The organism is Burkholderia sp. BCC1640, from assembly GCF_902833125.1.
Taxonomy (GTDB): domain Bacteria; phylum Pseudomonadota; class Gammaproteobacteria; order Burkholderiales; family Burkholderiaceae; genus Burkholderia; species Burkholderia diffusa.
In genome coordinates this window covers 142,375-164,082 of sequence record NZ_CADFEF010000017.1, presented here as the reverse complement: position 1 = coordinate 164,082, position 21,708 = coordinate 142,375, and the positions used below count along the sequence as shown (strand labels likewise).

Genomic DNA, 21,708 nt, shown 5'->3' with positions numbered 1-21,708 from the left:
GCCCATGATCGTGTCGCCCGGCTTGAGCATCGCGAAGAACACGCCCTGGTTCGCCTGCGAACCCGAGTTCGGCTGCACGTTCGCGGCTTCCGCGCCGAACAGCTGCTTCACGCGGTCGATCGCCAATTGCTCGACCACGTCGACGTATTCACAGCCGCCGTAGTAACGCTTGCCCGGATACCCTTCCGCATACTTGTTCGTGAGCTGCGAGCCCTGTGCAGCCATCACGGCCGGGCTCGTGTAGTTTTCCGACGCGATCAGCTCGATGTGCTCTTCCTGGCGGCGGTTCTCGTCCTGAATGGCAGTCCAGAGTTCCGGATCGACGTTGGCGACGGTGCTGGTAGTGCGATTGAACATGATGATTGATCAAAAGAAAGTGATGGATTGACCCTGGTATGCCGGACTTGCCCGGACCCGCGAAGCCGGCTGAACGGTGATTCGGCATTGCCATTCCAGCAGACGCAAATCGGTTCAGATAGAAGGATTACGACAATCCGCTAGGACGCATCGCGCGGCGACCCGGCAAAAAAAAATCGAAGGTCCGCATCGCTGCGGAACCTTCGACGGAACCTGCCGCTCCTTGGAGAACGCGTGCCTGCCCTTCGGCCTCCTGCGAATATCGGGGCCTAAACGGCGGAAAAACAGTTGTCGACGAACAGGTGCGTGCCGTTGACGAAACTCGATTCGTCCGACGCCAGGAACAGCGCGGCCGCGGCCACTTCCGACGGCTCGCACAGCCGGCCTTGCTGCACCGCGATGGCCGCTTCGGTCGCGTCCACGCCCATCGCCTGCAGATCCTTCAACTCGCGCATCCCGTGCGGCGTGCGGATGAACCCGGGCGCCAGCGCGTTGCAGCGGATGCCGCGGTCGCGGTACTCGACGGCGATCGCCCGCGCGAACATATGGCACGCGCCCTTGGTCGCGTCATACAGCACCTCGCCGGGCGTCGCGCAAACGGCCGAGATCGACGACGTGCAGACGATGCTGCCGCGCCCCTTTTCCAGCATCTGCGGGAGGACCGCCTTCGTCATCAGGAACATGCTCTTCACGTTCACGCCCATCAGCCAGTCCCATTCCGACTCCTCGATGTCGAGGAACGGTTTGACGATCAACGTGCCCGCGTGATTGAACAGGATGTCCGCATTGCCATACTGCCCGCGCGCCGCGTCGACCGCCGCCTGCACGTCCGACTGCCTCGACACGTCGGCGCCGAGACCGATCGCCTGCAAGCCGGCATCGCGCAGCCGCGACGCAAGCGTTTCGGCCGCGTCGCCGTCGCGGTCGACGATCGCCACCTTCGCGCCCTGCGCGGCGAACAGTTCCGACGCGGCGCCGCCGCATCCGCCCGCGCCGCCGCTCACGATGGCGACCTTGCCGGCCAGGCGGCCGTCAATCTTGGCATTCATGCGTCGTTCTCCAGTCTGGTTCGTTCGGATTGCTCAGCTGAACAGCGTCCGAAGATGATCGTTGAGGAAACGGCCTTCCGGGTCCACGCTGCGGCGCAGTTCGCGGAATGCTTCGGCTTTCGGGAACCAGCGATCCACGTCGTCGCGGTTCGTGAAGTGCAGCTTGCCCCAGTGCGGACGCGACCCGTAATCGCGCAGGATGTCGTCGACGTCCTTCAGGAACGGCCAGTAGTCGACGCCGTTCGGCCCGCCCGAGCACGAGATGGTTACGCTGTCCTGATTGTTGAACGGGCTGATCCACGCCGGATCGCCCTTCGTGAAGCGATACTCGACCGGGAAGATGCAATCACGATGCTTCGTGAAGATCAGGTCGCGCACGCGGCGCAGCGCTTCCTTGCCGTGTTCGGCAGGCACTGCGTATTCGAGTTCGTGGAAGTTCGCGACGTAGTGAATCGCATAGACCTCGGCGCTGTACGCGATCTTCTCGTGCTCGCCTTCGAAGAACGTGCGTTCGTCGGTGAGGTCCATCACCTTGATTTCGCACACGTCGTAGTCCTTCTTCGAATTCGACACCTTCGCGGTATCGGGCAGGCAGTACAGATGGCGGCTTTCGGACGTCGGGCACCAGAAGAAACCGAAATGCCGGTGCGTGGCCGCGAGCTCGTCGTACTTTTCCATCAGCGCCTCGAAGTCCTCGCGCCACACGCGGTCGTGCAGCCAGAACGCGTCGGTCACCTGCAGCGTCAGCTCCGACACCACGCCGAACATGCCGATGTTCACCTGCGTCGCATGCAGCAGGTCGAGGTCCTGCCCGTCGCTCACTTCCATGATCGAGCCGTCGGGGCGAACGATCCGCATCCCGACGACCTGCGACGACAGGTTGCTCAGCGTCGTCCCCGTGCCGTGCGTGCCGGTTGCGAGCGCACCGGCAATGGCCTGCGAATCGATGTCGCCCTGGTTCACGAGCGAGAAGCCGATGTCCTTCAGATGACGCGTCACCGCGTTGATCCGCGTGCCGGCCTTCACGGTGACGCGCTTACGTTGCTCGTCGACCGCGACGATGCCCTGGTAATCCTTCAGTGACAGCAGCAGGCCGCTCGTCGCGACGACCGGCGTGAACGAATGTCCCGATCCCGAGCATCGGACGTTCTTGCCCTGGCTCGTCGCGGCATGCACCAGCTCGGCGATCTCCGCCTCGCTGGTCGGCGACGCCATGTGCGCGGCAACGCACGACTGATTGCCCACCCAGTTTCGCCAGAATCCGCCACGTGGAAGCTCCATCGACGTCTCTCCAGAAGTGTGCTGCCGGGCCCACGCCGGCAGCCGTGTTCGGTTCGTCCGGCAACGAAGCGGGAGGCTCCAGGCGCCGGCGCGATGCGATACGTTGTGTTCCGTTCGTGCCAAAGGTATTGCGCCGGCCGGCTTTTCACTATCGGATTTCGGCAAGCGAGGGTTTCTTCGGGGAATCGGGTCATCGGGGTTTTTGACCGGCTCGGGCAGCGGCTACAATGCATCGATCCGGCCCGCCCCTTCCCGACTCCGATGACGCCGTCCGCCGATCCGAGCGATTTTTCTGGCGCCCCGCCGTTCGCACGAACGGTGGCGTTCTGCGCGTTCACCGACGTGGAGGAGCAGGCGCGAATCTTCGACGGCTGGGATCTCAACTACACGCAAATCTCGGGCGGCCGGTTTCATGGTTCGTCGTCCATCGTGTCGCTCGGCGGCATCCGGCTCCTGGTCGAGGATCTCGACAAGGTGATCCTGCAGCAGGGCGCGGTGCCGTCCGACCGCATCGCGGTGGCCGTGCCGCTGGAGCTCGAAGGCCATGCGCGCATGTGCGGCGAGAAGAGCGGGCGCGACAGCCTGCACGTGTTCTCGAGCCAGCCCGTGTTCGAGTTCTATTCGCCCGACCGGCACGTGCTCGTGAACGTCGAGATCGAGCCCGACAAGCTGTCGACGGAGGCGATGCGCACGCTCGCCGCGTCGCTGCGCGCGCGCACCTTCGCGCCGCTGATCCCGATGACGCCCCAGGTCGCGGACCGCCTGCGCGACCTGCTGCGCCACACGATGGCCGCGGCCGCGAAAAGCACGCCGATCGACGATGTGACGACGCAGGAACGGATCGAGCTGCTCGAGCGGACCGTGCTGTATGCGATTTCCGAAGCGATGACGACGCCCGCGCCGGACGCGGACGCCCTCGCGACGCGGCCGACGAAGTACTGGTCGCTCGTGAACGCGGTGCAGGAGCGGCTGCAGGACGCGTCGACGTGTCCGCTGTCGATCGCCGAACTGTGCGTGCAGCTCGGCATCAGCCGGCGTACCGCGCAATACGCGTTCAACGACACGCTCAACCTGAATCCGATCGCGTATCTGCGCGCCGTCCGGCTGAATCACGTTCGTCGCGAGCTGCGGCTCGGCGGGTCCGTGACGTCGGCCGCGACGAAGTGGGGCTTCTGGCACCTGAGCAGCTTTGCTCAGGACTACCGCGCGATGTTCGGCGAGTTGCCGTCGGCGACGGCGCGGCGTTACGCGCATCGGGAAGCCGAACATCGATCACGCGACGCGTGACGCGGCTTCACGCTGCCAGCGCAAGAATCGGGTTTCCATGAAGAAAGCCGCGGCCGAACGTGCGCCGCGGCGGGTTCAAAACAGACCGTCGGTGCAGGGAGACAGCCTGCATCGGCCCTCACCCTGCGCACGACCTCGCTACACCTTCACTCCTGCTGCTGTTCCTGCTCCGCCTGCACCTGCCGCTGCTGGATGAACTGCCGCACATCGCTCATCGTCACGCGACCGGTGTGTTTCGCATCGATCTCTTCGAAGTGCCTCGAGACGAAGCCCAGCCCGCTGCTCTGCGCCTGCGCTTTCGTCACCGCCGCGCCGTTGCTCAGCACCGTGTTGCCGCCGAGCCGTGCGTCGACGCGCTTCTGCGCCTGCTGTTGCAGCGTCGCGCCGGTCGACGGCAATACCGGCGCCACGCGGGTCGCAGGGAAGAACGGACCGTCGACGCCGTGCCCGCCGCGCGGCAGCTTCACCGGCGCCACCGCCTGCGGCGGCAGTGCGTGGGCGCTGCTCATCACGGCACCGAGGACGATCAACGGAGACATACGCCGCATCAAGTTGATTAGGGACATGATCACTCGCATTCAATGGATGAATTGAGGGTTCCTTTTCGCAAGGAGTCCGTCGTTTACGGTGCGGCCGCCAGCGTCGTCGCGGCCGTCGCGCCCGGCACGCTGCCGGTCGGCGTGCCGGCCGGGTTCTCGTCCGGCCACGGCGGCGGCAGTGTGCGCAGCGTCAGCGCGGTCGGAATCCGCTTGCCCTGATAGAAGATCGTCAGGTCGCGCTTCATCTGCGGACGGGCCACGTCATCCAGATACGTCATGTGCCCGCCCTGGAAGAAATTCACCTGCAGCTTCGGGTTCAGGCCCTTCACCGTCTGCAGCCGCGCGAGCTGCTTCTCGGTGTTGAAGAACGGCGTCGCCAGGTCGTGGAGGCCGTTCTCCGCGAGCACCCGGAGCTTCGGATTGAGCTGAAGCGCGCCGAGCAGATCGGGGATCGAGTCGGGCATCGGCTGGCCGTCATGCGAGAAGTCCCACACCTGGATGATGTTGTCGTTCAGCGGCAGGTAGGTCGCGTTCGGCGCGGTGTAGCCGAGGTAGTCGGGCATCTGCGTCGCGAGCGCGTTCGTGAACGGCTGCGAGATCAGGATGTCCGACGGATCGCCGTCCGTTTGCAGCCGCGGATCCGAGTTCGGCAACGACACGCGTCCGTCGTAGCGGCCGATCGTCGTGCCGGGCAGCAGGCTCGTGCCGAACGGATTCGCGTTGAAGTAGCCGCGCAGCGCCTGCTGCGTGAGGCTCGACGGCAACGACCACAGCTTCAGCGTCGCATCGCTCGGGAACACCGGCGTGCCGAGCGCATCCGGAATGCCGAGCTGGCTCAGCACCCACGACTGCGAGTACTGCTGCAACTGGTTGTAGATCAGCGTCGTGAACAACTCGGTCTGCAATGCATACAGATACGGGTTGACCGGCGCCGGCGACACCTGGTTGAAGTACGCGGCGACCGCCGCATAGCCGGGCAGGTAGCCGGCCACGGTATCGGTCTCGAGCAGCAGCCCTTCGGTCGACTGCGTGATCGCCACCGCTTCCACCGCATCGGCGAAGTAGTTCAGGATCGACGATTGCAGCACGATCCCCGTCAGGTGCACGCCGGCCGATTCGAGCGCCAGCGCGAGCATGTCGGTACGCGGGGTGCCGTACGATTCGCCGTACAGGTAGATCGGCGACGTGCCGCGGCTGTTGACGTTCAGGTAGCGCTGGATGAAGTCGCGCATGATGTTGACGTCCGCGTCCGAACCCCAGTACTTCTGATTGGTGTTCGGCAGCACGGCTTCCGACAGCCCGGTTCCCGGCGGGTCGATGAACACGAGGTCGGTCGTGTCGATCAGGCTGTCCGCGTTGTCGACGAGCGGATAGTTCGGCCAGTTGCTGCCGAACAGCGGATCGGGCGTGGCGACGCGCGTCGGCGCGAAGGAGCCGAGGCGCAGCCAGATCGACGACGAGCCGGGGCCGCCGTTATAGACGAACGTGACGGGGCGCGGCTTGCCGTTCGTGCTCGGCGCGGTGTACGCGACGTAGGACATCGACGCTTCCGCGTTGCCGTTCGCGTCCTGCGCGGTCAGGTGGCCCGTGGTCGTCGTGTAGCTGACCGTCGTGCCGCCGGATTTCCACTGGTAATGCATCACCGCCGCCTTCTCCGAGACCTGCGCGGCCGCGAGGCCGTCGGTCGCGTTCATCGAATACGCGACGGGGTCGACGTAAGGCTGGTTCGCCGCCGGCGACTGGCTGGCGGCCGCCGCTTGCGCGCTGGCCTGCTGGCTGGCGGTGGCCTGCGCGAGGCTCGACGCGCCGACGGACGACGAATCGTCGCCGCCGCAGCCCGCGAGCACGAGCGTCACGATGGTCAATGCGCCTAGCCCGGCCAGCCTGCCGCGACGCTCGCGGCGGCTGCCGGTACTGCTCCTGTCTGGTTTCATGCCTCGATCCTTGTGTTGAGTCGGATACCGCTTCACACAGGCCGCCATCGCCGGCGAAAAACGCGCAGGCATACCCGCCACTCGCGTTGCACGGTTGGCAGACGGCGGTTGGGGATTGGACTTCTTCGAGAGACTGAACTTGATACAGACACAGCAAACTGCTGGCGGAGAATGATGCGGGAACGCCGCCCCCTGGCAGTTTCGACGACTTATCGTATTACCGGAATTTACGACACCACAAAAATAGGCGGTGCTGCGCCGCGTTGTCAAAGATCATTCCGATATTAAAAAATCTCTTATGATGCGAACGGCGATCAGTGTCTGGCATTTGAAAGAAAACGCGATTGTTCGCGTTTAGGTCGTTATACGAGGCGTTTTTATCGGAATGCGGCGGCGTTTTCGCATGTCGCGCCGTCCTTTCCGGGATTCGAAAGTGCGCGTTGATCCCCTTCAAATCGACAGGATTTTTCTTTCATTTTAATTATCCTGAATCAATTAGTGAGATTCATTGAATAAAAAACGGCATCGTCCATAAAATACCGATGCCGATTATTTCGGGGAAACGCAACGGAATTATTTACCCGATACCGGAATGAAACTATGGAGTGCGCCAAACGGCATTGATGCGTCATGCGCAGGCATTCGCGATGAAGAAGCCGTCATTCGCGCCGCTCATTCCGGATCGCATGACAGCGCGAGCGGCGCAACCGCCGCCCGCACGCCGTACTTCAGATACTCGATTCAGCGATCAGCGCCCACCGCCCGGCAACGCGATATCGATCAGCACCGGATCGTGGTCCGACGAACGATACGCATCCGGCGCGTAGAAGGTTTTCTGCTGCTCGGCCGACTTGTACGCGAGAGTGTACTGCAGCGCGAGGGGCTCGTCCGCGTTGATGTGCCATTCGTGCACGGCCTTCACGTGCGACGCGAGCGGCAGCGATGCAAGCGCGTGATCGAGGTAGCCGGCTTCGCCGTTGTACACGTAGCTGTACGCATTGGCGCCGATCCAGCGCGACACGAGGTTGCGGTAGCCGCGCGATTCGAGCAGGCGGATCGGGTCTTCATACGTGTAGCTGTTGAAGTCGCCGATCAGCAGCGTGCCCTGCCCCGCGATGCCCGTCGGCGTGCCGGCGAGCCAGTCGGCCAGCTTCGCGGCCGCGCGCGTGCGCGTCGGATTCCAGCAGCCCTGGCCGTCGCCCTGGTCGCGGTCGTCGTTCGCCGCGTCCGGGCAGTTCTTCGACTTCAGGTGGTTGACCGCGATCGTCAGCGCCTGCTTGCCGCCGATCCGGCGGAACGACTGCGCGAGCGGCTGGCGGTTCTTGTCGTCGATCGCGAGCGTCGACGCGCGGCCGACGGGTTCGACCGCGCGGCTGTCGTAGATCATCGCGACCGCGATCGCGTCGCCGCCGAGGCGCGACGTGCCCGGATCGACGACGCGCCAGTGGCTGCCGAGCTTCGCGGCGAGCTGGCGCACCGCGCTCAGTTCGCCGTAGCCGTTGTTCTGGATTTCCATCAGGCCGATCACGTCGGCGTCGAGCGCCTTCAGCGCGCTGACGATCTTCGCTTCCTGACGCTGGAATTCCTGATAGGTCTTCGCGCCGCGGTTGTTCGGATCGTCGAAGCCGCCGCCGAGACCGTTGCCGTTGAAGTAGTTGAGGACGTTGAACGACGCGACGCGCAGGTTCGATTTCGGATCGCGCGCCGGCGCGTTGGTGCGCGGGTTCGAACGCGTGTCGAACGTCGGCGTGGCCGCGCCGGGCAGCGGCTGCACGCGCCATGCGCCGTAGCGCACCTCGAGCACGCCTTCGACGTCGCGCACGGTGTAGCCCGAGCGCAGCGTGTTCGCGGCCGACAGGTCCGGCGCCGGATACGGCACGGCCGCCGGGTTCTGCTTGTTCGAGCCGTCGTCGAGGATCAGCCGGTTGCGTGCGTTCGCATCGATCTGCGTCTGCGCCTGCGACGGCGGCACCACGCTCGTCGGCGTGCGCAGGCGGCCGTTGCTCAGCATCACGCTGCCGTAGCGGCCGAGTTCGTAGTTGTCGGTGACGGTGAGCGTCTGCGGCAGGCGCACGCGCATGCCTTCATATGCGGCGAACGCGTTCGGGTTGTCGACCGGCAGCGTGAGCGTGGCCGGCGTGACCGTCTGGCCGTTCGCGCACACCGCGATCGCGCCCGACAGCGTGAGCTGCGTCTGCCCGTATTTTTCCTCGACCTTGCCGGTCACGTGCACGAGATCGCCGGCTTTCGCGCGCACTTTCGGCGCATAGACGAACAGGCCTTCGGAGACGCCCGGCTGGTTGCGGCGCTGCGCGTCGGCCTGCTGGACGAAGAAGCCGCCGAAGCCGTCCGTGCCGCCGAAATCGGCGGTGACGACCGCTTCGATCGACACGTTCTGGCCGGCGAGCGGCGACGGCGCGCCCGGCCCCTGGATGTCGGCGATCGGCGTCGTGCTGCCGCCGCAGTTCGGACTGACGGGCGCGGCGGTGGCGGCGAAGACGGGCGCGGCAAGCGTGGGCAGCAGCAATAGCGGGGCAAACAGGCGGATTGTCGAGCGCATGACGGGGAATCCCGGTTGTGAGGGTGGCGAAAGCTTAGCGGCGCTCGGTGACAGTTTTTAGTAACCAAAAGACAGATGGATGTAATCATCCAGCTTTGCTACCCCGGTCGAAAAGCGGGAAATCGTCTGATCAAAACCCCCGCTGTTCCGACGATTTCCCGTTACCGGCGTCGCCTGTCGACCGTGGCGCTAAACCGTCCCCGGCAACGCGCTCGACACGAGCACCGCGGCCACCATCAGCACGCCGGCCAGCACGACCGCCTCGATCCGCAACACCGCGCCGAACCGTCGCAACAGGCCGGCCGGCGTCGCGGCCGCCGGATCCTTCAGCGCGGCCAGGAGCTTCGGCATCTCGAAGAACCGGTTGTGTCCGCCGAGCGCCGCCGCGATCAGCACGAGCGCGAGCTTGAACAGCAGGATCTGTCCGTACGTCGACCCGAGCAGGTTCGCGGGCGTATCGACACCGCGCCAGCCGTTGTAAGCGCCGGTCGCGAACAGCACGATCAACGCATACGTCGACGCATCGGACAGCGATTGCACGAACGATGCGCCGGTCGTGCGTTCGCTCGCGGGCATGCCGGCAAGACGCGGCATCACGCCGAACGCCGTCACGAACACGAGCCCGACCCACGCGCTGATCGCCAGCAGATGCAGCCAGTCGACCCACACCGGCACGCTGAACAGGCCCGCGTCGACCGGATGCCCGCCGTTGCTGCGCGCGAGTGCGACGCCCGCGAGCGCGGCCCACATCGCGAACGGAAAGCGCGTATCGTTCGCATGCCGGAACAACGACAGCAGCACGACGACCGCCGTGAACACCGCGCCGGCCAGCCACGCGTGACCGAAGCCGGTGCCGGCGAGCATCGCGCGGACGGACGGCCACGCGTCCAGCATCGACACGTCGCTCATCAGCGCGCAATGCGCCCAGAACGCGGTGACGCTCGCGAGCAGCGACACGCTGGACGCGATGCGCAGCGTCGCGACGAGACGCCGCGCGATGCCGCGCTGCCACACCGACTCGCCGCGCGCGAGCCAGTGGCTGCCGAGCAGCGCACCGACGATGACGGCGAATCCGGTGTTCTGGATCGCCACCGACACGAGCCTCAAAAGGCCGACGAAGCCCTCGTTCACCCCTTCACCCTGAACGAATAGGCGCCCTTGGTGCGATGCGCGTCGGCCGTCATCGCCACCCACTGCACCGTGTACGCGCCGGGCGCAAGCTTGGGTATCGCGACGGTCATCACGCGCGGGTTCGACGCATCGACTTTCGCCTTTTCGTGCGCGACGGCATTGCCGTTCGCGTCCGACACCTTCACCGAGCTGAACGCCGGTTCGAGGTCTTCGTTGAACGTCAGCCGCAACGTGTCGGGCGCGGTGTCGACCGCGCTGCCCGTCGCCGGTGCGGCGCTTTCCAGCTTGCCGTGCGCGAATGCCGCGGCCGGCACGGCGGCGGCGATCGCGCCGGCCGCGGCGAGGGCGGCCAACCGCCCGAGGGGGGTGATCTTCATGGTCATGCCCGGCGTCACGGCTTCTTCAGCTCGACGACGGTCAACGCGCCGCCCACGTCCTCGACGACGAAGTCGACCTTGTCGCCCACCTTCACCTGCGACAGCATCGCCGGGTCCTTCACCTTGAACGCCATCGTCATCGCGTCCATCCCGAGGTTGTCCAGCGGGCCATGCTTGATCGTCAGCTTGCCGGCGCCCGTGTCGATCTTGCGGATCTCGCCGTGCGACATCTCGTGCTTCGCGGCGGCGCCCTGCATCGCGCCGCCGCTCATGTCCATGCCTGCCATGTCGCCGGCCGCGTATGACGCGGCGGAAAACGCCAGCATGCAACCCGTTGCGATCGAAACCAGTTCCTTCTTCATCGTGCGTGCTCCTGAGTGAATGAAACGAAAACCGGCGGCCGCGTCATCACGGCCGCCGCATGCTGCCCGCGGCTCAACCGTCCGGCAATTCGCCGGTGTATTCGTAAGCGACGGTGCCCTTCGGATGCCGGAACCAGCCCGGATCGCGATAATCGTTGCGGCCGAGGCCCTGCCGGACCTTCAGCACCGTGAACATGCCGCCCATCTCCAGCGGCCCGAACGGGCCGGTGCCCGTCATCATCGGCAGCGTGTTGTCGGGCAGCGGCATTTCCATGCCGCCCATCGCGCCGCCCGTGCTGCCCATCGCCATGTAGTCGGGCACGAGCTTGCCGATCTTCTTCGCGAGATCCTTCTGCGGCACGCCGATCAGGTTCGGCACCTGATGACCCATCGCATTCATCGTGTGATGCGACTTGTGGCAATGGAACGCCCAGTCGCCCGGACGATCGGCGGTGAACTCGATCGCGCGCATCTGGCCGACCGCGACATCGGCCGTCACCTCCGGCCAGCGCGCCGCCGGCGGAATCCAGCCGCCGTCGGTGCCGGCCACCTCGAAGCTGTAGCCGTGCAGGTGGATCGGATGGTTCGTCATCGTCAGGTTGCCGAAACGAATCCGAACGCGGTCGCCCGCCCGCACCGGCAGCGGGTCGATGCCCGGGAACACGCGCGAGTTGAACGTCCACATGTTGAAGTCGGTCATCTCGTTCACGCGCGGCGTGTAGCTGCCCGGATCGATGTCGTACGCGGCGAGCAGAAAGACGAAGTCGCGATCGACCGGCATCGTCGCGCGATCCTTCGGATGCACGATGAACATGCCCATCATCCCCATCGCCATCTGCACCATCTCGTCGGCGTGCGGGTGATACATGAACGTGCCGTGCGCCTCCAGCTGGAACTCGTAGACGAAGGTCTTGCCGGGCGGAATGTGCGGCTGCGTGAGGCCGCCGACGCCGTCCATCCCGTTGGGCAGCCGCAGCCCGTGCCAATGGATCGTCGTGTGCTCGGGCAACCGGTTCGTCACGAAGATCCGGACCTTGTCGCCTTCGACGGCCTCGATCGTCGGGCCCGGCGACTGGCCGTTGTAGCCCCACAGGTTCGCGTTCATCCCGGGCGCCATCTCGCGAACGACGGGCTCGGCCGTCAGGTGGAATTCCTTCCAGCCGTTCTTCATTCGCCACGGCAGCGTCCAGCCGTTCAGCGTCGCGACGGGCGTGTACGGGCGGCCGTTGGGCGGCACGAGCGGGGGCTGCGTGCCGGCCTTCGCCATCGTGGGCGCGTCGGGCAGCGACGCCGCGCCGGCCTTGCTGACCATCGCCGCACCGAGCAGCGCGGCGCCCGAGCCGCTGAGAAATTGTCGACGGGACACCATGTCAATAACCTTCCGGATGCGTTGCGGGCGCCGGTTGCGCCACGGGTGAAGAAGCCGGCTGCGGCGCAGCGTCGGTCGTGGGTGCAGCGGGCGCGTCCGCGCGCTGCGTCGGCTGCGCGGTCGGCAGCCGGCCGCCGACGGCCGCCTGCAGATCGGTTTCGGCGAGCCAGTAATCCTTCAGCGCGTCGATGTAGCCGTTGACCGCGCCGACCTGTTCGCGCGCATCGCTCAACAGCTCGAACACGCTCGCGAGCATCCCGTTGTAGCGCAGCAGCAGTTCGTCCGAGATCGTCTTGCGCAGCGGCACGACTTCGTCGCGATAGTGCTTCGCGACGTCGTAGCTCGTCGTGTACGCCGCGTACGATTCGCGCACGTCCGAGCGCGCGTCGATGGCCGTCTGCGCGAGCCGGTTCGCCGACTGCATGTAGACGGCCTCGGCCCGCGCGACCTTCGCGCCGCCCCAGTCGAACAGCGGAATCTCGACGCTGATCTCGTAGCCGTGCTCGTGCCCCTTGCCGGTCTCGTAGTTGTTCACGTAGCCGAGATCGACCGCGTTGACGAAGCGCGTCGCCTTGCTGAGCCCGAGCGACGACGCGACGCCCTGCGTCTGCAGCTTCGCGGCCTGGATGTCGAGGCGATTGCTCATCGCGTAGCGTTCGAGATCGGGCAGATCGGGGCGTGCCTTCGGCAGGTCGGGCAAGCGCTCAGGCAGCGCGTACCGCGTGCGCTCGCCCCACAGCCCCATCGCGCGCGTGAGCTTCTCGCGCGCGGCCACGGCCTGCTGCTGCGCCTTCGCCTGCTGCGCGACGGCATCCGCATGGAATGCCTGCTCGCGTGCATAGTCGAGCCGGCTGAAGTTGCCGGCCTGGCGCATGCGCTGCGCGAGCTCGGCGCCGGCGCTCGCGGCGTCGCGGACCTGTCGCGCATAATTCGCGGCCTGTTCGGCGGCGACGGCTTCGACATACGCGCGGCGCGCGTCGGCCGCGACCTTCAGCATCGCGTCGGCGGTTTCGAGCCGGGTCTGCTCGAAGCGGCGGCGTTCGATGTTCGTCGCGAGCGGCAGCGTCAGCAGCGCGAACACGTTGGCCGAGAACGTGCGGCCGAGGCTCAGTTCGCCGTCGCCGGCCCGCGTGCGGCTGAACGAAAAGCGCGGGTTCGGCAGCCGGCCGGCCTGCACGAGATCGGCCTCCGACAGCCCGAGTTCCGCGTACGACGCCTGCAGGCCACGGTTGTTCAGCAGCGCGAGCTGCACCGCGTCGTCCATCGACAGCGGTTTCTCGAGCAGTTCCTTCGTCCGCTTGTCGACGGCCGCGCGGTCGGCGTCGGTCCTGACGATGACGGCGTCCTTCCCGATGCGCTCCGATGCGACGGACGACACGGCGTCGAAGCCGCCGTCCTTCGAGAACGTCGTGCAGCCGGCGAGGAATGCCAGCACGAGCACCGTCGCGCCGATTCGCGGTGAAATCGCAAGTCTCGTCATTGCGCGGCCCCTCCGTGCATCGAATGGGCCGAGCCGCCCGCCGCATGTCCGGGTTTCGCGTGTCCGGTGGTGTTTCCCTTCGCGGGCCGCGCCATCACGTCCCGGTTCAGTTGCTTCCAGCCCGGGCCTGCGTCGTCCCGATACGGCACGTAGCCGTCGAACGCGGACGTCACCGTGACGTCCGGCACCGACGCGGCCGCGTCGGCCGGATCGGGAAAGGCGGTTTGCGCGGGCGCGAGCGACGGCACGAGCGCCGCCGCGCCAAGCAGCGCCGCAGTAATCAATCGCATGGATGTTTCTCGTCGTGAGTCGTGCGGCGGACGTCGCGCGTTCGCCAGCACGGTTTGCGGATCGCGGCCGGTCGGCCGCGGGCACGGATTAGACGGGAATCCGGCGTGGCGGCCGGTCGATGCCGCCGGTCAAAAACGACACGACGACCGTCGACGGTGCGGACGAGACGATCGCGAGGCCGACGTCCGACGTAGCGGACACGGCAGGCACCTCCGCCATACCCGAGCCGAAACAGCAGGACCCGCAGGCGGAACAAGGCGTCGCATGGCGTGCGTGGTCGTCGTGCTGATGCCGCTCGCCGTGCGCGCCCGGCATCGCATGCGACGCGGCCTGGGCATCGACGCCGGGCCCCGCATGCGGCACGGCAGCACCCGCGCATGGCGTCGACGCGGTCGCGAACGACTGGATCGGCACGCACAGCGCCAGCAGCACGACGAGGATGAATTTGCGCCAGTACGACATGGATGCGGAATCAGGCAGACCGTGAGCGGATGAACGGGAGCGGCGCCGCGACGACGCGCTCCGGATACAAGACGGCCGCAGCTTATCGCCGCCGGCGTGACGACGACATGGCCGAAACATGACCGAATTTTCATGAAGTACGGCGACGCATCGCGCGCACGCTTCATGACAATTCCGTCATCCGGCGGTCATCTTTCGCGCACGCGCTGCGCCGTAAGCTCACGCGTTACACTGACCGGCTGGAATCACGAACGGCCTGCTCCACCATGCGGATACTGATAGTCGAAGACGAACCCAAGATGGCGTCGTACCTCCGCAAGGGGCTGACGGAGGCGAGCTACACGGTCGACGTGGCCGAGAACGGCCAGGACGGGCTGTTCCTCGCGCTGCACGAGGATTTCGATCTCGTCGTGCTCGACGTGATGCTGCCGGAACTGGACGGCTTCGAGGTGCTGCGGCGGTTGCGCGCGCAGAAGCAGACGCCGGTGCTGCTGCTGACTGCCCGGGAGGCGGTCGAGGACAAGGTCACGGGGCTCGAACTGGGCGCCGACGATTACCTGCTGAAACCGTTCGCGTACGCGGAGTTCCTCGCCCGCATCCGTTCGCTGCTGCGGCGCGTGCCGCGCAATTCCCGCGAAATCCTGCAAATCGCCGATCTCGAAGTCGACCTGATCAAACGCCGCGTGCGGCGCGCCGACGCCCGCATCGACCTGACCGCGCAGGAGTTCGCGCTGCTGCAGCTGCTCGCGGAACGCGAGGGCGAGGTGCTGACGCGCACCTTCATCACGTCGCAGATCTGGGACATGAATTTCGACAGCGACACGAACGTCGTCGATGCGGCGATCAAGCGCCTGCGCGCGAAGATCGACAACGCATACGAGAAGAAACTGATCCACACGATCCGTGGGATGGGCTACGTGCTCGAGGATCGCGCGTGACAAGCGGCCCCGCGCCCTATTCGCTGCTCCAGCGCCTGACGCTCGCGTTCGCGGTCGTGGCCGCGCTCGTGTTCGCGCTGACCGGCGCATATCTGTATCGCTCACTGTCCGCCGAGTTGACCCGGCGCGACGACATCGAGATCGCCGGCAAGCTCAACCAGTTCCTGCAGCTCGCGCGGGCAAGCGGCTCGATCGCCGCGTTGCGCGCCGATCCGGCCGTCTTCCATGAAGTGCTGCTGTCGCATCCGGGCGTCTATCTCGGCATCTACGACGGCGCGAACCATCCGCTCGTCGAACACACCGACGAAGCCGGCCACACGCTCGCGTCGGTGATCGCGCTGCCACAGCCGGCCGGTGCCGCGGGCGCGGCGGCCAGCCCGTTCACGTGCTCGCCGCCCGGCATCGGCACGTCGCGCTGCGTCCGTGCGCGCGCCACGCTGCCGTCGGGCGAAACCGTTCAGGTCGCGTTGGCGCGCACGGCGGCGGATCGCCAGTCGCTGCTGGAAAGCTATCGCGTCGACATCTGGCTCGCGGCCGCGCTCGGCGCGCTGCTGGTCGGCGCGCTCGGCTACGCGGTCGCGTCCCGCGGCCTGCGTCCGGTCGAGAGCCTCGGCCGGCAGACGTCGCGCATAGAGGCGCACAACCTGACCGCGCGCCTCGATGCGCGCGGCGGCCCGATCGAGCTGCGCGAGCTCGCCACGTCGGTCAATCGGATGCTCGACCGGCTCGAGCGCGCGTTCGTGCGGCTGTCGCAGTTTTCGTCCGATCTCGCGCACGACATGCGCACGCCGCTCGCGAACGTGATCAGCTCGTCGCAGGTCACGCTGTCGCGTGCCCGCACCACCGAGGAATACGAAGCGCTGATCGATTCGAATATCGAGGAATGCGAACGGCTTCAGCGGATGATCGAGAACATGCTGTTTCTCGCGCGCACGGACAATGCGCAACAGCATCTGAAGACGGTCGAACTCGACGCGGGCAACGAGCTGCGCCGGCTCGCGTCGTATTTCCAGGCGCTGGCCGACGAGACCGGCGTGCGTCTCGACGTGCACGGCGCCGCGCCGGTGGTCGCGGACGCGACGCTGTTCCGGCGCGCCGTCAGCAACCTCGTCTCGAACGCGCTCGAACACGCGGAAGCCGGATCGACGATCGAGCTGGCCGTATCGACCCGGCCCGGCTACGCGGTCGTCGAAGTCACGAATCGCGGCATCGCGATTCCGCCCGAACAGATCGAGCGGATCTTCGAGCGCTTTTACCGGATCGATTCGTCGCGGCACGGCGCGGCGCGCAACACCGGGCTCGGGCTCGCGATCGTCAAGTCGATCGTCGAGCTGCATCGCGGCAAGGTCGAGGTCGCGAGCCGCGACGGACGGACGACCTTCGCGCTGCACTTCCCGGCCCGCGTTTCATGACATGCGGACGATGCCGCCGCGCGCGCATGCCGATTGCTTCCCGATACTGCGTGGGCATCCGTCACGACGCGGCTTGACCGCGCGCTTGCCGAAAGCGGCCGGCTCGGCTAGACTGGCCCTCGTCTTTGGGGAGTAGCCTGCTTTCCATCCCCGGAAAGCGAACGCGTCAACACACTCGGCCTGCGGCCGTGGCGCATTCGGCCGAATCGGTCTGGCGAGACCATCGACGCATCGCGTCGTTCCTGGTCGGACGTCGGCAGATGCGTCATGGTTCGTCCACGTCCGACCACGGAGTCCCCATGTTCCTTCCAGCCTTCCCCCTGCGTTTCGTTCGCTGCGTCCGTTCCGCCCCTGCCCGCGTGCCTGCCTGCGGAGGTGCCGCATGACGTTGATGCTCGTCGAACTGGCGCTCATGCTGATCGTCATCCTGGTCGCCGCCGAACTCTTCACGAATGCGCTCGAACATCTCGGCGAGCGGCTGAAGATTTCGGAAGGCGTGACCGGTTCGCTGTTCGCCGCCGTCGGCACCGCGCTGCCCGAAACGATGGTGCCGCTGCTCGCGCTCGCGGGCGGCACGTCGAACGCGGCCGTGAACGAGGAAATCGGCGTCGGCGCGATTCTCGGCGCGCCGCTGATGCTCGCGACGCTGACGACCTTCCTGATGACGCTCGCCGTGATCCGCTCACGCGGACTGACCGGCACGATTGCGCCCGAGCGCACCGGCTTCGTACGCGACCTGAACTACTTCATCGCCGCCTTCACGCTCGCCACCATCGCGATGTTCGTCCCGCATCACGTGTGGGCGGTCCGCGCGCTGCTCGCCGCGATGCTGGTCGGCATCTACGTGATGTACGTCTTGATGACGTTCCGCGCGTCGACGCAACTCGTCGATGCCGGGCACGGCACCGAGGCGCCGCATACGATGTTCCTGTCGCGCGTCGGGCTCCCGACCAACCTGGCGACCATCGCGCTGCAACTCGCGCTCGGCGTCGCGTTGCTGGTCGGCGGCGCGAAGGGCTTCATTCACGGCGTCGAGGGCGTCTCGCACCTGCTCGGAATTTCCGCGCTGCTGCTGTCGCTGATCATCGTGCCGATCGCGACGGAATTGCCGGAAAAGGTCAACAGCGTGCTGTGGATTCGCCGCAAGAAGGACACCCTCGCGTTCGGCAACATCACCGGCGCGATGGTGTTCCAGGGCACGCTGCTGCCGGCGATCGGCATTATGCTGACGCCGTGGGAACCGCGCCCCGAAGTGCTGACCGGCGTGGTCATCACGCTCGCGGCGGCGGTGTGGCTGCGCGTCAATGCGCGTGCGCGCGGGCTCGCGATCTGGGCGTTGCTGGCGAACGGCGCCGGGTACGTCGGCTATCTGTTCGTGACGCTGACGCGTTGAAGGCGCGGATCGCTTCAATCAGGACACGTTGGGCCGACCGTCGGCCTGCATCATCTGCTGCACGGCCGGCCGCGCCCGCACCCGCTCGTGCGGCGCACCGTGTACCCGGAAGTGTCGGTGCGCATCGAGTACGATCTGACCACGGACGGCGACCGGCTGCGGCCCGTCGTCGAGGTCATGCGCGAATTCGGGCTGCGGCTGAAGGCGCGCGACGCGCATTGCGAGGTCGAAGCGGAAACCGCGCTGCCCCGATAACACCACATCGAGAGAAACATCATGGAACTACATGCCACCGTCGGCGCGGCGACGTCCGACATCGACGACGACGAAAGCTGCGCGAACATCTATTGCCACGACGCGGAGCAGAACTATTGCTTCTCGCTGCTGCGCTTTCCGGAGGAAACGTCGATCGAGGTGATGGTGCTCGACCAGCTCACCGCGCACGTGAAGGATCTGACGGTGCGCCTCACGGGCGACACGATCGAAGTCGAACTCGACGAGCGCACCGCCGCGCGGCTCGACGGCAACACGCATTACGTGATTCATCTCGCGCCCGGCGAGCACGATCCGGTCGTGCTGCGCGCCGCGCTGAAGGAAATCTTCGACGGCAAGAGCGGGTATCGCGACGACAGCGCAAACGCGTAAGCCGGCCGGCCCGACACGCGTTCATACGCCACGCGTTCGCCCTTCGCTCATGACACGCGCTTCGCGATTCCAGCTGCTTCGTCGCCGCTGCTCGCGTTCAACGTCGACGACACCGTCACGGCGCGCGTCGAACGCATCGACGCCTGAGCAGGCCCCGCGCTACGCAGCCAGCTCGATCGCCTTGATGTTGAACGCGCGCAGCAAATCCTCGCAGAACGCGTCGACGATCGGCTTGTCGCTCGCGCTGCGCTTCATCGCGAGATGCAGCGGCACGTCGAAACTGAAGGTCGTGCGGCCGATGGCCTTCACGAGCCCGCGCTGCTCGAACGGCTCCGCGTAATGCGCGGGCAGATAGCCGAGATGGCCGCCCGACAGGATCAAGATCGTCGCGGCCTCGATGCTGTCCGCGCTCGCGGTCACGCGTCGCTCCGGCAGCGGGTACTGCTCCTCCGGCACCGGATAGGTGCGCCATACCCAGTCGTGCGCCTGCAGGTCGTCGGCCGACACCGGCCGTGACGCATGAAACAGCGGATGGCCGCGCCCGCAGTAGATCACCTGCTCCTCGGTAAACAACGGCGTGTAGTCGAGTCCCGGCACGCGATGCCAGAAATACCCGATCGCGAGATCGAGCTGGTTGTTGACGAGGCTTTCCTCGAGTTCCTGCGGCGACGCGACCTTCATCGAGAACGTGACGGCCTGGTCGCGCTTGCGGAACGCGCCGATGGCATCGGCCAGGCGCGCGTTCTCGACGAGCGGCGCCTGCCCGATCAGGCCGATCGACAGCGTACCGACCAGCTTGCGATCGATGTCGCGCACGCGCGCGACGAACTCGGACGTCGCCGCGACGAGCGTGCGCGCCGTGGCCGCGAAGCGTTCCCCCTTCGACGTCAGCCGAAACCCGCCGCGGCCGCGATCGCACAGCTTGAAACCGACGCGCGCTTCCAGCGCGGACAACTGCGTGCTGATCGTCGACTGCCGCACGCCGAGCGAGGCCTCTGCGGCCGTGATGCCGCGTGCGTCGACGACGGCGAGAAAGACCCGGATGAGCCGGAGATCGAGATCGGTGGTATTCGAAAACATGCTTCGAGCCGCTGCGCCTGAGCGCGTTGTCGGGCCGGCGCGACACCGGCCGTCTTCGCCGATGAACCTTGCCGGACGCGCGCCGCCATCGGCAACGGCACGCGCCATACGCGTCGCTCGCGGACACCGCGCGCCGCTTACATCGGAAAGCCCATCGCCTTGATCCCGTTGATCCACGCGCGCTTCCAGCCGCCTTCGGCATCCGCGCCGTCGAACGCATGGAACGTGATCTTCGCGGCGACCCATCGCATCGGCTCGGGCGGGATGTAGCTCGGGCTCTGGTTCGCGATGTCGAGCTTGCGTTCCGGGCTGTCTCGATCGAACAGGATGTTCAGCCCCATGAACGCGCCGAACCGGCTCGCCGCGACGCCGAAACCCGTGTAGCCGGCGACGAACACCGCCTTGTCGCCGAGATAGCGCTTCGCGAACACCGAACCGCGCGAGCAGTAGTCGATCGGGCCGCCCCATGCGTGCGAGAAGCGCACGTCGGCGAGTTGCGGGAACGTGCGATGGAACGCCTCCGCGAGCCGGTAGTAAGTTTGCCGCTCGCCGTCCTGGTGCGGCTCGGGATCGCCGTCGAAGTGATAGCTGACCAGCCCGCCGAAGATGATGTTGTTGTTCTTCGTCAGTCGGAAATAGTTCAGCTGCGTGCGCGTGTCGTACACGCCCTGGCGATTCTTCCAGCCGATCCGCGCGAGCTGTTCGTCGGTGAGCGGCTCGGTCGCGAGCACGTGATCGCGCACCTGCATCACGCGGCGGTTGATGTCGGGAATGCCGACCTTCGCCGTGCCGCTGCCGAACACGACGCGCGGCGCGCGCACGCTTCCCCTCGGCGTCTTCACGTATACCGTGTCGCCTTCGTCGGTCACCGTCGTGAGCGGCGTGTGTTCGTACAGTTTCACGCCGAGCGACAGCGCCGCGCGCTTGAGCCCCCACGCGAGCTTCGCCGGATGCACGATGCCGCTGCGATTGCGCGACCACAACGCGCCGGCGAACAGCGGCGAATTCAGTTGCCCGAGCGTTTCGTCGCGATCGAGCAGCACGACGTCGTGGCCGTATTCGCGATGCAGGTCGTAGTCGCCCTTCAGGTGCGCGACGTGCTCGGGGTCGACCGCCACCGTCATCTCGCCGTTCCACTCGATGTCGGCGTCGATGCCGTAGCGCTTCAGCGTTTCCTCGAAGCCGTCGAGGTTGTGATGGCCGAATGCCTCGAGTTGCGCGATGTCGTTCGGGAACACGCGCACCGCGTTCGGCAGCCCGTGCATCACCGACGTCGAGATGATCCCGCCCGCGCGGCCCGATGCACCGTGCGCGACCTTGCCGGCCTCGATCAGCACCACGTTCAGGTGCGGCATCTGCTCCTTCGCCTGCACGGCCGCCCACAGCCCCGTGAAGCCGCCGCCGACGATCAGCAGATCGGCCGTCGCGTCGCCGACGAGTTCCGGCTCGGCGGCCGGTGCGGCCGGGTTGTCGAGCCAGTACGGGAACAGCTTCGTATTCGCGAGCGCCTCGGCGGCGCTCAGTGCAACCGGCGCGCGACGTGCGTCGTGCGCGTGCGCCGGTGCGGCCTGCGTTGCTTCGTTGACTTCCATTTCCATGATTCCAGCCATCCCACTTGATCGCGGCCCGCGCGTGCCGAGCATGCGCGGCGTGCCGAATTCGCCGATGTCATCGGTTGTTCCGCCGATGGCGATTTGCGGCGCATGCACCGCAAGTCGCGATGCGTGCCGTCGCCAAGCGCGCGACGGGCTTCGCTTGCGG

19 protein-coding genes, 2 pseudogenes and 1 riboswitch are annotated in these 21,708 nt (G+C 66.5%); of the genes and pseudogenes, 6 read left to right on the top strand and 15 right to left on the bottom strand.

Annotation, left to right across the window (positions count from 1 at the left end):
- The 3 genes and pseudogenes from glyA to HWX25_RS19900 all read right to left on the bottom strand — a co-directional run.
- A pseudogene (gene glyA / locus HWX25_RS19910) lies at positions 1–357 on the bottom strand (serine hydroxymethyltransferase); the annotation flags it as partial.
- Positions 358–626: 269 nt separating this feature from the next.
- The gene (locus HWX25_RS19905; protein WP_175909910.1) at positions 627–1,406 is read right to left on the bottom strand and encodes an SDR family oxidoreductase; all 780 of its coding nucleotides are present in this window, start codon (positions 1,404–1,406) and stop codon (positions 627–629) included.
- A gap of 33 nt (positions 1,407–1,439) precedes the next feature.
- Positions 1,440–2,687 carry a D-arabinono-1,4-lactone oxidase gene (locus HWX25_RS19900; RefSeq protein ID WP_175909909.1) on the bottom strand — a complete coding sequence of 416 codons (1,248 nt, stop codon included), beginning with the start codon at positions 2,685–2,687 and terminating at the stop codon, positions 1,440–1,442.
- A gap of 261 nt (positions 2,688–2,948) precedes the next feature.
- On the opposite strand from HWX25_RS19900, the gene HWX25_RS19895 reads away from it, so the two are divergent.
- Positions 2,949–3,974, top strand: coding sequence for a helix-turn-helix domain-containing protein (locus HWX25_RS19895; protein ID WP_175909907.1), 1,026 nt, complete (start codon positions 2,949–2,951; stop codon positions 3,972–3,974).
- 146 nt (positions 3,975–4,120) lie between these two features.
- On the opposite strand, the gene HWX25_RS19890 is transcribed toward HWX25_RS19895, so the two are convergent.
- The 10 genes from HWX25_RS19890 to HWX25_RS19845 all read right to left on the bottom strand — a co-directional run bounded on the left by HWX25_RS19890 (position 4,121) and on the right by HWX25_RS19845 (position 14,479).
- Complete coding sequence (locus HWX25_RS19890) at positions 4,121–4,552, bottom strand: 2-oxoglutarate dehydrogenase (RefSeq protein ID WP_175909905.1); 432 nt, start codon at positions 4,550–4,552, stop codon at positions 4,121–4,123.
- Between the two features lie 44 nt (positions 4,553–4,596).
- Positions 4,597–6,447, bottom strand: coding sequence for a peptidase S10 (locus tag HWX25_RS19885; protein WP_175909903.1), 1,851 nt, complete (start codon positions 6,445–6,447; stop codon positions 4,597–4,599).
- A 748-nt stretch (positions 6,448–7,195) separates the two neighbouring features.
- Complete coding sequence (locus HWX25_RS19880) at positions 7,196–9,007, bottom strand: ExeM/NucH family extracellular endonuclease (protein WP_175909901.1); 1,812 nt, start codon at positions 9,005–9,007, stop codon at positions 7,196–7,198.
- 189 nt (positions 9,008–9,196) lie between these two features.
- A complete protein-coding gene (locus tag HWX25_RS19875; protein ID WP_175909899.1) occupies positions 9,197–10,138 on the bottom strand; it encodes a CopD family protein in 942 nt (313 codons plus the stop codon).
- Complete coding sequence (copC, locus tag HWX25_RS19870) at positions 10,135–10,515, bottom strand: copper homeostasis periplasmic binding protein CopC (RefSeq protein ID WP_059533811.1); 381 nt, start codon at positions 10,513–10,515, stop codon at positions 10,135–10,137. Before copC ends, HWX25_RS19875 begins: the two co-directional genes overlap by 4 nt.
- Before the next feature lie 14 nt (positions 10,516–10,529).
- Complete coding sequence (locus HWX25_RS19865; RefSeq protein WP_175909897.1) at positions 10,530–10,877, bottom strand: copper-binding protein; 348 nt, start codon at positions 10,875–10,877, stop codon at positions 10,530–10,532.
- Between the two features lie 73 nt (positions 10,878–10,950).
- Complete coding sequence (locus HWX25_RS19860; protein WP_059698850.1) at positions 10,951–12,246, bottom strand: copper oxidase; 1,296 nt, start codon at positions 12,244–12,246, stop codon at positions 10,951–10,953.
- A gap of 1 nt (position 12,247) precedes the next feature.
- A complete protein-coding gene (locus tag HWX25_RS19855; protein ID WP_175909895.1) occupies positions 12,248–13,726 on the bottom strand; it encodes a TolC family protein in 1,479 nt (492 codons plus the stop codon).
- Positions 13,723–14,016 carry a hypothetical protein gene (locus HWX25_RS19850; protein ID WP_175909893.1) on the bottom strand — a complete coding sequence of 98 codons (294 nt, stop codon included), beginning with the start codon at positions 14,014–14,016 and terminating at the stop codon, positions 13,723–13,725. Before HWX25_RS19850 ends, HWX25_RS19855 begins: the two co-directional genes overlap by 4 nt.
- A gap of 88 nt (positions 14,017–14,104) precedes the next feature.
- Positions 14,105–14,479, bottom strand: a complete 375-nt coding sequence (locus HWX25_RS19845; RefSeq protein ID WP_175909891.1) for a hypothetical protein — start codon at positions 14,477–14,479, stop codon at positions 14,105–14,107.
- A 266-nt stretch (positions 14,480–14,745) separates the two neighbouring features.
- Here HWX25_RS19845 and HWX25_RS19840 point away from each other — a divergent pair, with 266 nt between their 5' ends.
- From HWX25_RS19840 to HWX25_RS19820, 5 genes and pseudogenes are all read left to right on the top strand, one after another.
- The gene (locus HWX25_RS19840) at positions 14,746–15,417 is read left to right on the top strand and encodes a heavy metal response regulator transcription factor (protein WP_059533764.1); all 672 of its coding nucleotides are present in this window, start codon (positions 14,746–14,748) and stop codon (positions 15,415–15,417) included.
- Positions 15,414–16,829: a heavy metal sensor histidine kinase gene (locus tag HWX25_RS19835; protein WP_175909889.1), complete on the top strand. Its 1,416-nt coding sequence runs from the start codon at positions 15,414–15,416 to the stop codon at positions 16,827–16,829. The genes HWX25_RS19840 and HWX25_RS19835 overlap by 4 nt, the downstream gene beginning before the upstream one ends.
- A 115-nt stretch (positions 16,830–16,944) precedes the next feature.
- Positions 16,945–17,120: riboswitch (yybP-ykoY riboswitch) on the top strand.
- 91 nt (positions 17,121–17,211) lie between these two features.
- Positions 17,212–18,222 (top strand): sodium:calcium antiporter, encoded by a 1,011-nt coding sequence (locus HWX25_RS19830; RefSeq protein ID WP_175909887.1) that lies wholly within the window; start codon positions 17,212–17,214, stop codon positions 18,220–18,222.
- 84 nt (positions 18,223–18,306) lie between these two features.
- A pseudogene (locus HWX25_RS19825) lies at positions 18,307–18,477 on the top strand (winged helix-turn-helix transcriptional regulator); the annotation flags it as partial.
- Between the two features lie 21 nt (positions 18,478–18,498).
- Positions 18,499–18,867 (top strand): hypothetical protein, encoded by a 369-nt coding sequence (locus tag HWX25_RS19820; RefSeq protein ID WP_059818410.1) that lies wholly within the window; start codon positions 18,499–18,501, stop codon positions 18,865–18,867.
- Positions 18,868–19,026: 159 nt separating this feature from the next.
- On the opposite strand, the gene HWX25_RS19815 is transcribed toward HWX25_RS19820, so the two are convergent.
- Together HWX25_RS19815 and HWX25_RS19810 are read right to left on the bottom strand one after the other, a co-directional pair.
- A complete protein-coding gene (locus HWX25_RS19815; RefSeq protein WP_175909885.1) occupies positions 19,027–19,947 on the bottom strand; it encodes a LysR family transcriptional regulator in 921 nt (306 codons plus the stop codon).
- Positions 19,948–20,084: 137 nt separating this feature from the next.
- A complete protein-coding gene (locus HWX25_RS19810; RefSeq protein WP_175909883.1) occupies positions 20,085–21,545 on the bottom strand; it encodes an FAD-dependent oxidoreductase in 1,461 nt (486 codons plus the stop codon).
- Positions 21,546–21,708: the final 163 nt, after the last annotated feature.

Excerpts from the sequence above, each read along its gene's own strand:
- HWX25_RS19905 (WP_175909910.1), bottom strand. The coding sequence starts at position 1,406 with ATGAATGCCAAGATTGACGGCCGCCTGGCCGGCAAGGTCGCCATCGTG.
- HWX25_RS19895 (WP_175909907.1), top strand. The coding sequence starts at position 2,949 with ATGACGCCGTCCGCCGATCCGAGCGATTTTTCTGGCGCCCCGCCGTTC.
- HWX25_RS19865 (WP_175909897.1), bottom strand. The coding sequence starts at position 10,877 with ATGAAGAAGGAACTGGTTTCGATCGCAACGGGTTGCATGCTGGCGTTT.
- HWX25_RS19815 (WP_175909885.1), bottom strand. The coding sequence starts at position 19,947 with ATGTTTTCGAATACCACCGATCTCGATCTCCGGCTCATCCGGGTCTTT.
- HWX25_RS19810 (WP_175909883.1), bottom strand. The coding sequence starts at position 21,545 with ATGGAAATGGAAGTCAACGAAGCAACGCAGGCCGCACCGGCGCACGCG.
- HWX25_RS19830 (WP_175909887.1), top strand. The coding sequence starts at position 17,212 with ATGACGTTGATGCTCGTCGAACTGGCGCTCATGCTGATCGTCATCCTG.
- HWX25_RS19850 (WP_175909893.1), bottom strand. The coding sequence starts at position 14,016 with ATGCGATTGATTACTGCGGCGCTGCTTGGCGCGGCGGCGCTCGTGCCG.
- HWX25_RS19890 (WP_175909905.1), bottom strand. The coding sequence starts at position 4,552 with ATGCGAGTGATCATGTCCCTAATCAACTTGATGCGGCGTATGTCTCCG.
- HWX25_RS19840 (WP_059533764.1), top strand. The coding sequence starts at position 14,746 with ATGCGGATACTGATAGTCGAAGACGAACCCAAGATGGCGTCGTACCTC.
- HWX25_RS19845 (WP_175909891.1), bottom strand. The coding sequence starts at position 14,479 with ATGTCGTACTGGCGCAAATTCATCCTCGTCGTGCTGCTGGCGCTGTGC.
- HWX25_RS19860 (WP_059698850.1), bottom strand. The coding sequence starts at position 12,246 with ATGGTGTCCCGTCGACAATTTCTCAGCGGCTCGGGCGCCGCGCTGCTC.
- HWX25_RS19855 (WP_175909895.1), bottom strand. The coding sequence starts at position 13,726 with ATGACGAGACTTGCGATTTCACCGCGAATCGGCGCGACGGTGCTCGTG.
- HWX25_RS19900 (WP_175909909.1), bottom strand. The coding sequence starts at position 2,687 with ATGGAGCTTCCACGTGGCGGATTCTGGCGAAACTGGGTGGGCAATCAG.
- HWX25_RS19885 (WP_175909903.1), bottom strand. The coding sequence starts at position 6,447 with ATGAAACCAGACAGGAGCAGTACCGGCAGCCGCCGCGAGCGTCGCGGC.
- copC (WP_059533811.1), bottom strand. The coding sequence starts at position 10,515 with ATGAAGATCACCCCCCTCGGGCGGTTGGCCGCCCTCGCCGCGGCCGGC.
- HWX25_RS19820 (WP_059818410.1), top strand. The coding sequence starts at position 18,499 with ATGGAACTACATGCCACCGTCGGCGCGGCGACGTCCGACATCGACGAC.
- HWX25_RS19880 (WP_175909901.1), bottom strand. The coding sequence starts at position 9,007 with ATGCGCTCGACAATCCGCCTGTTTGCCCCGCTATTGCTGCTGCCCACG.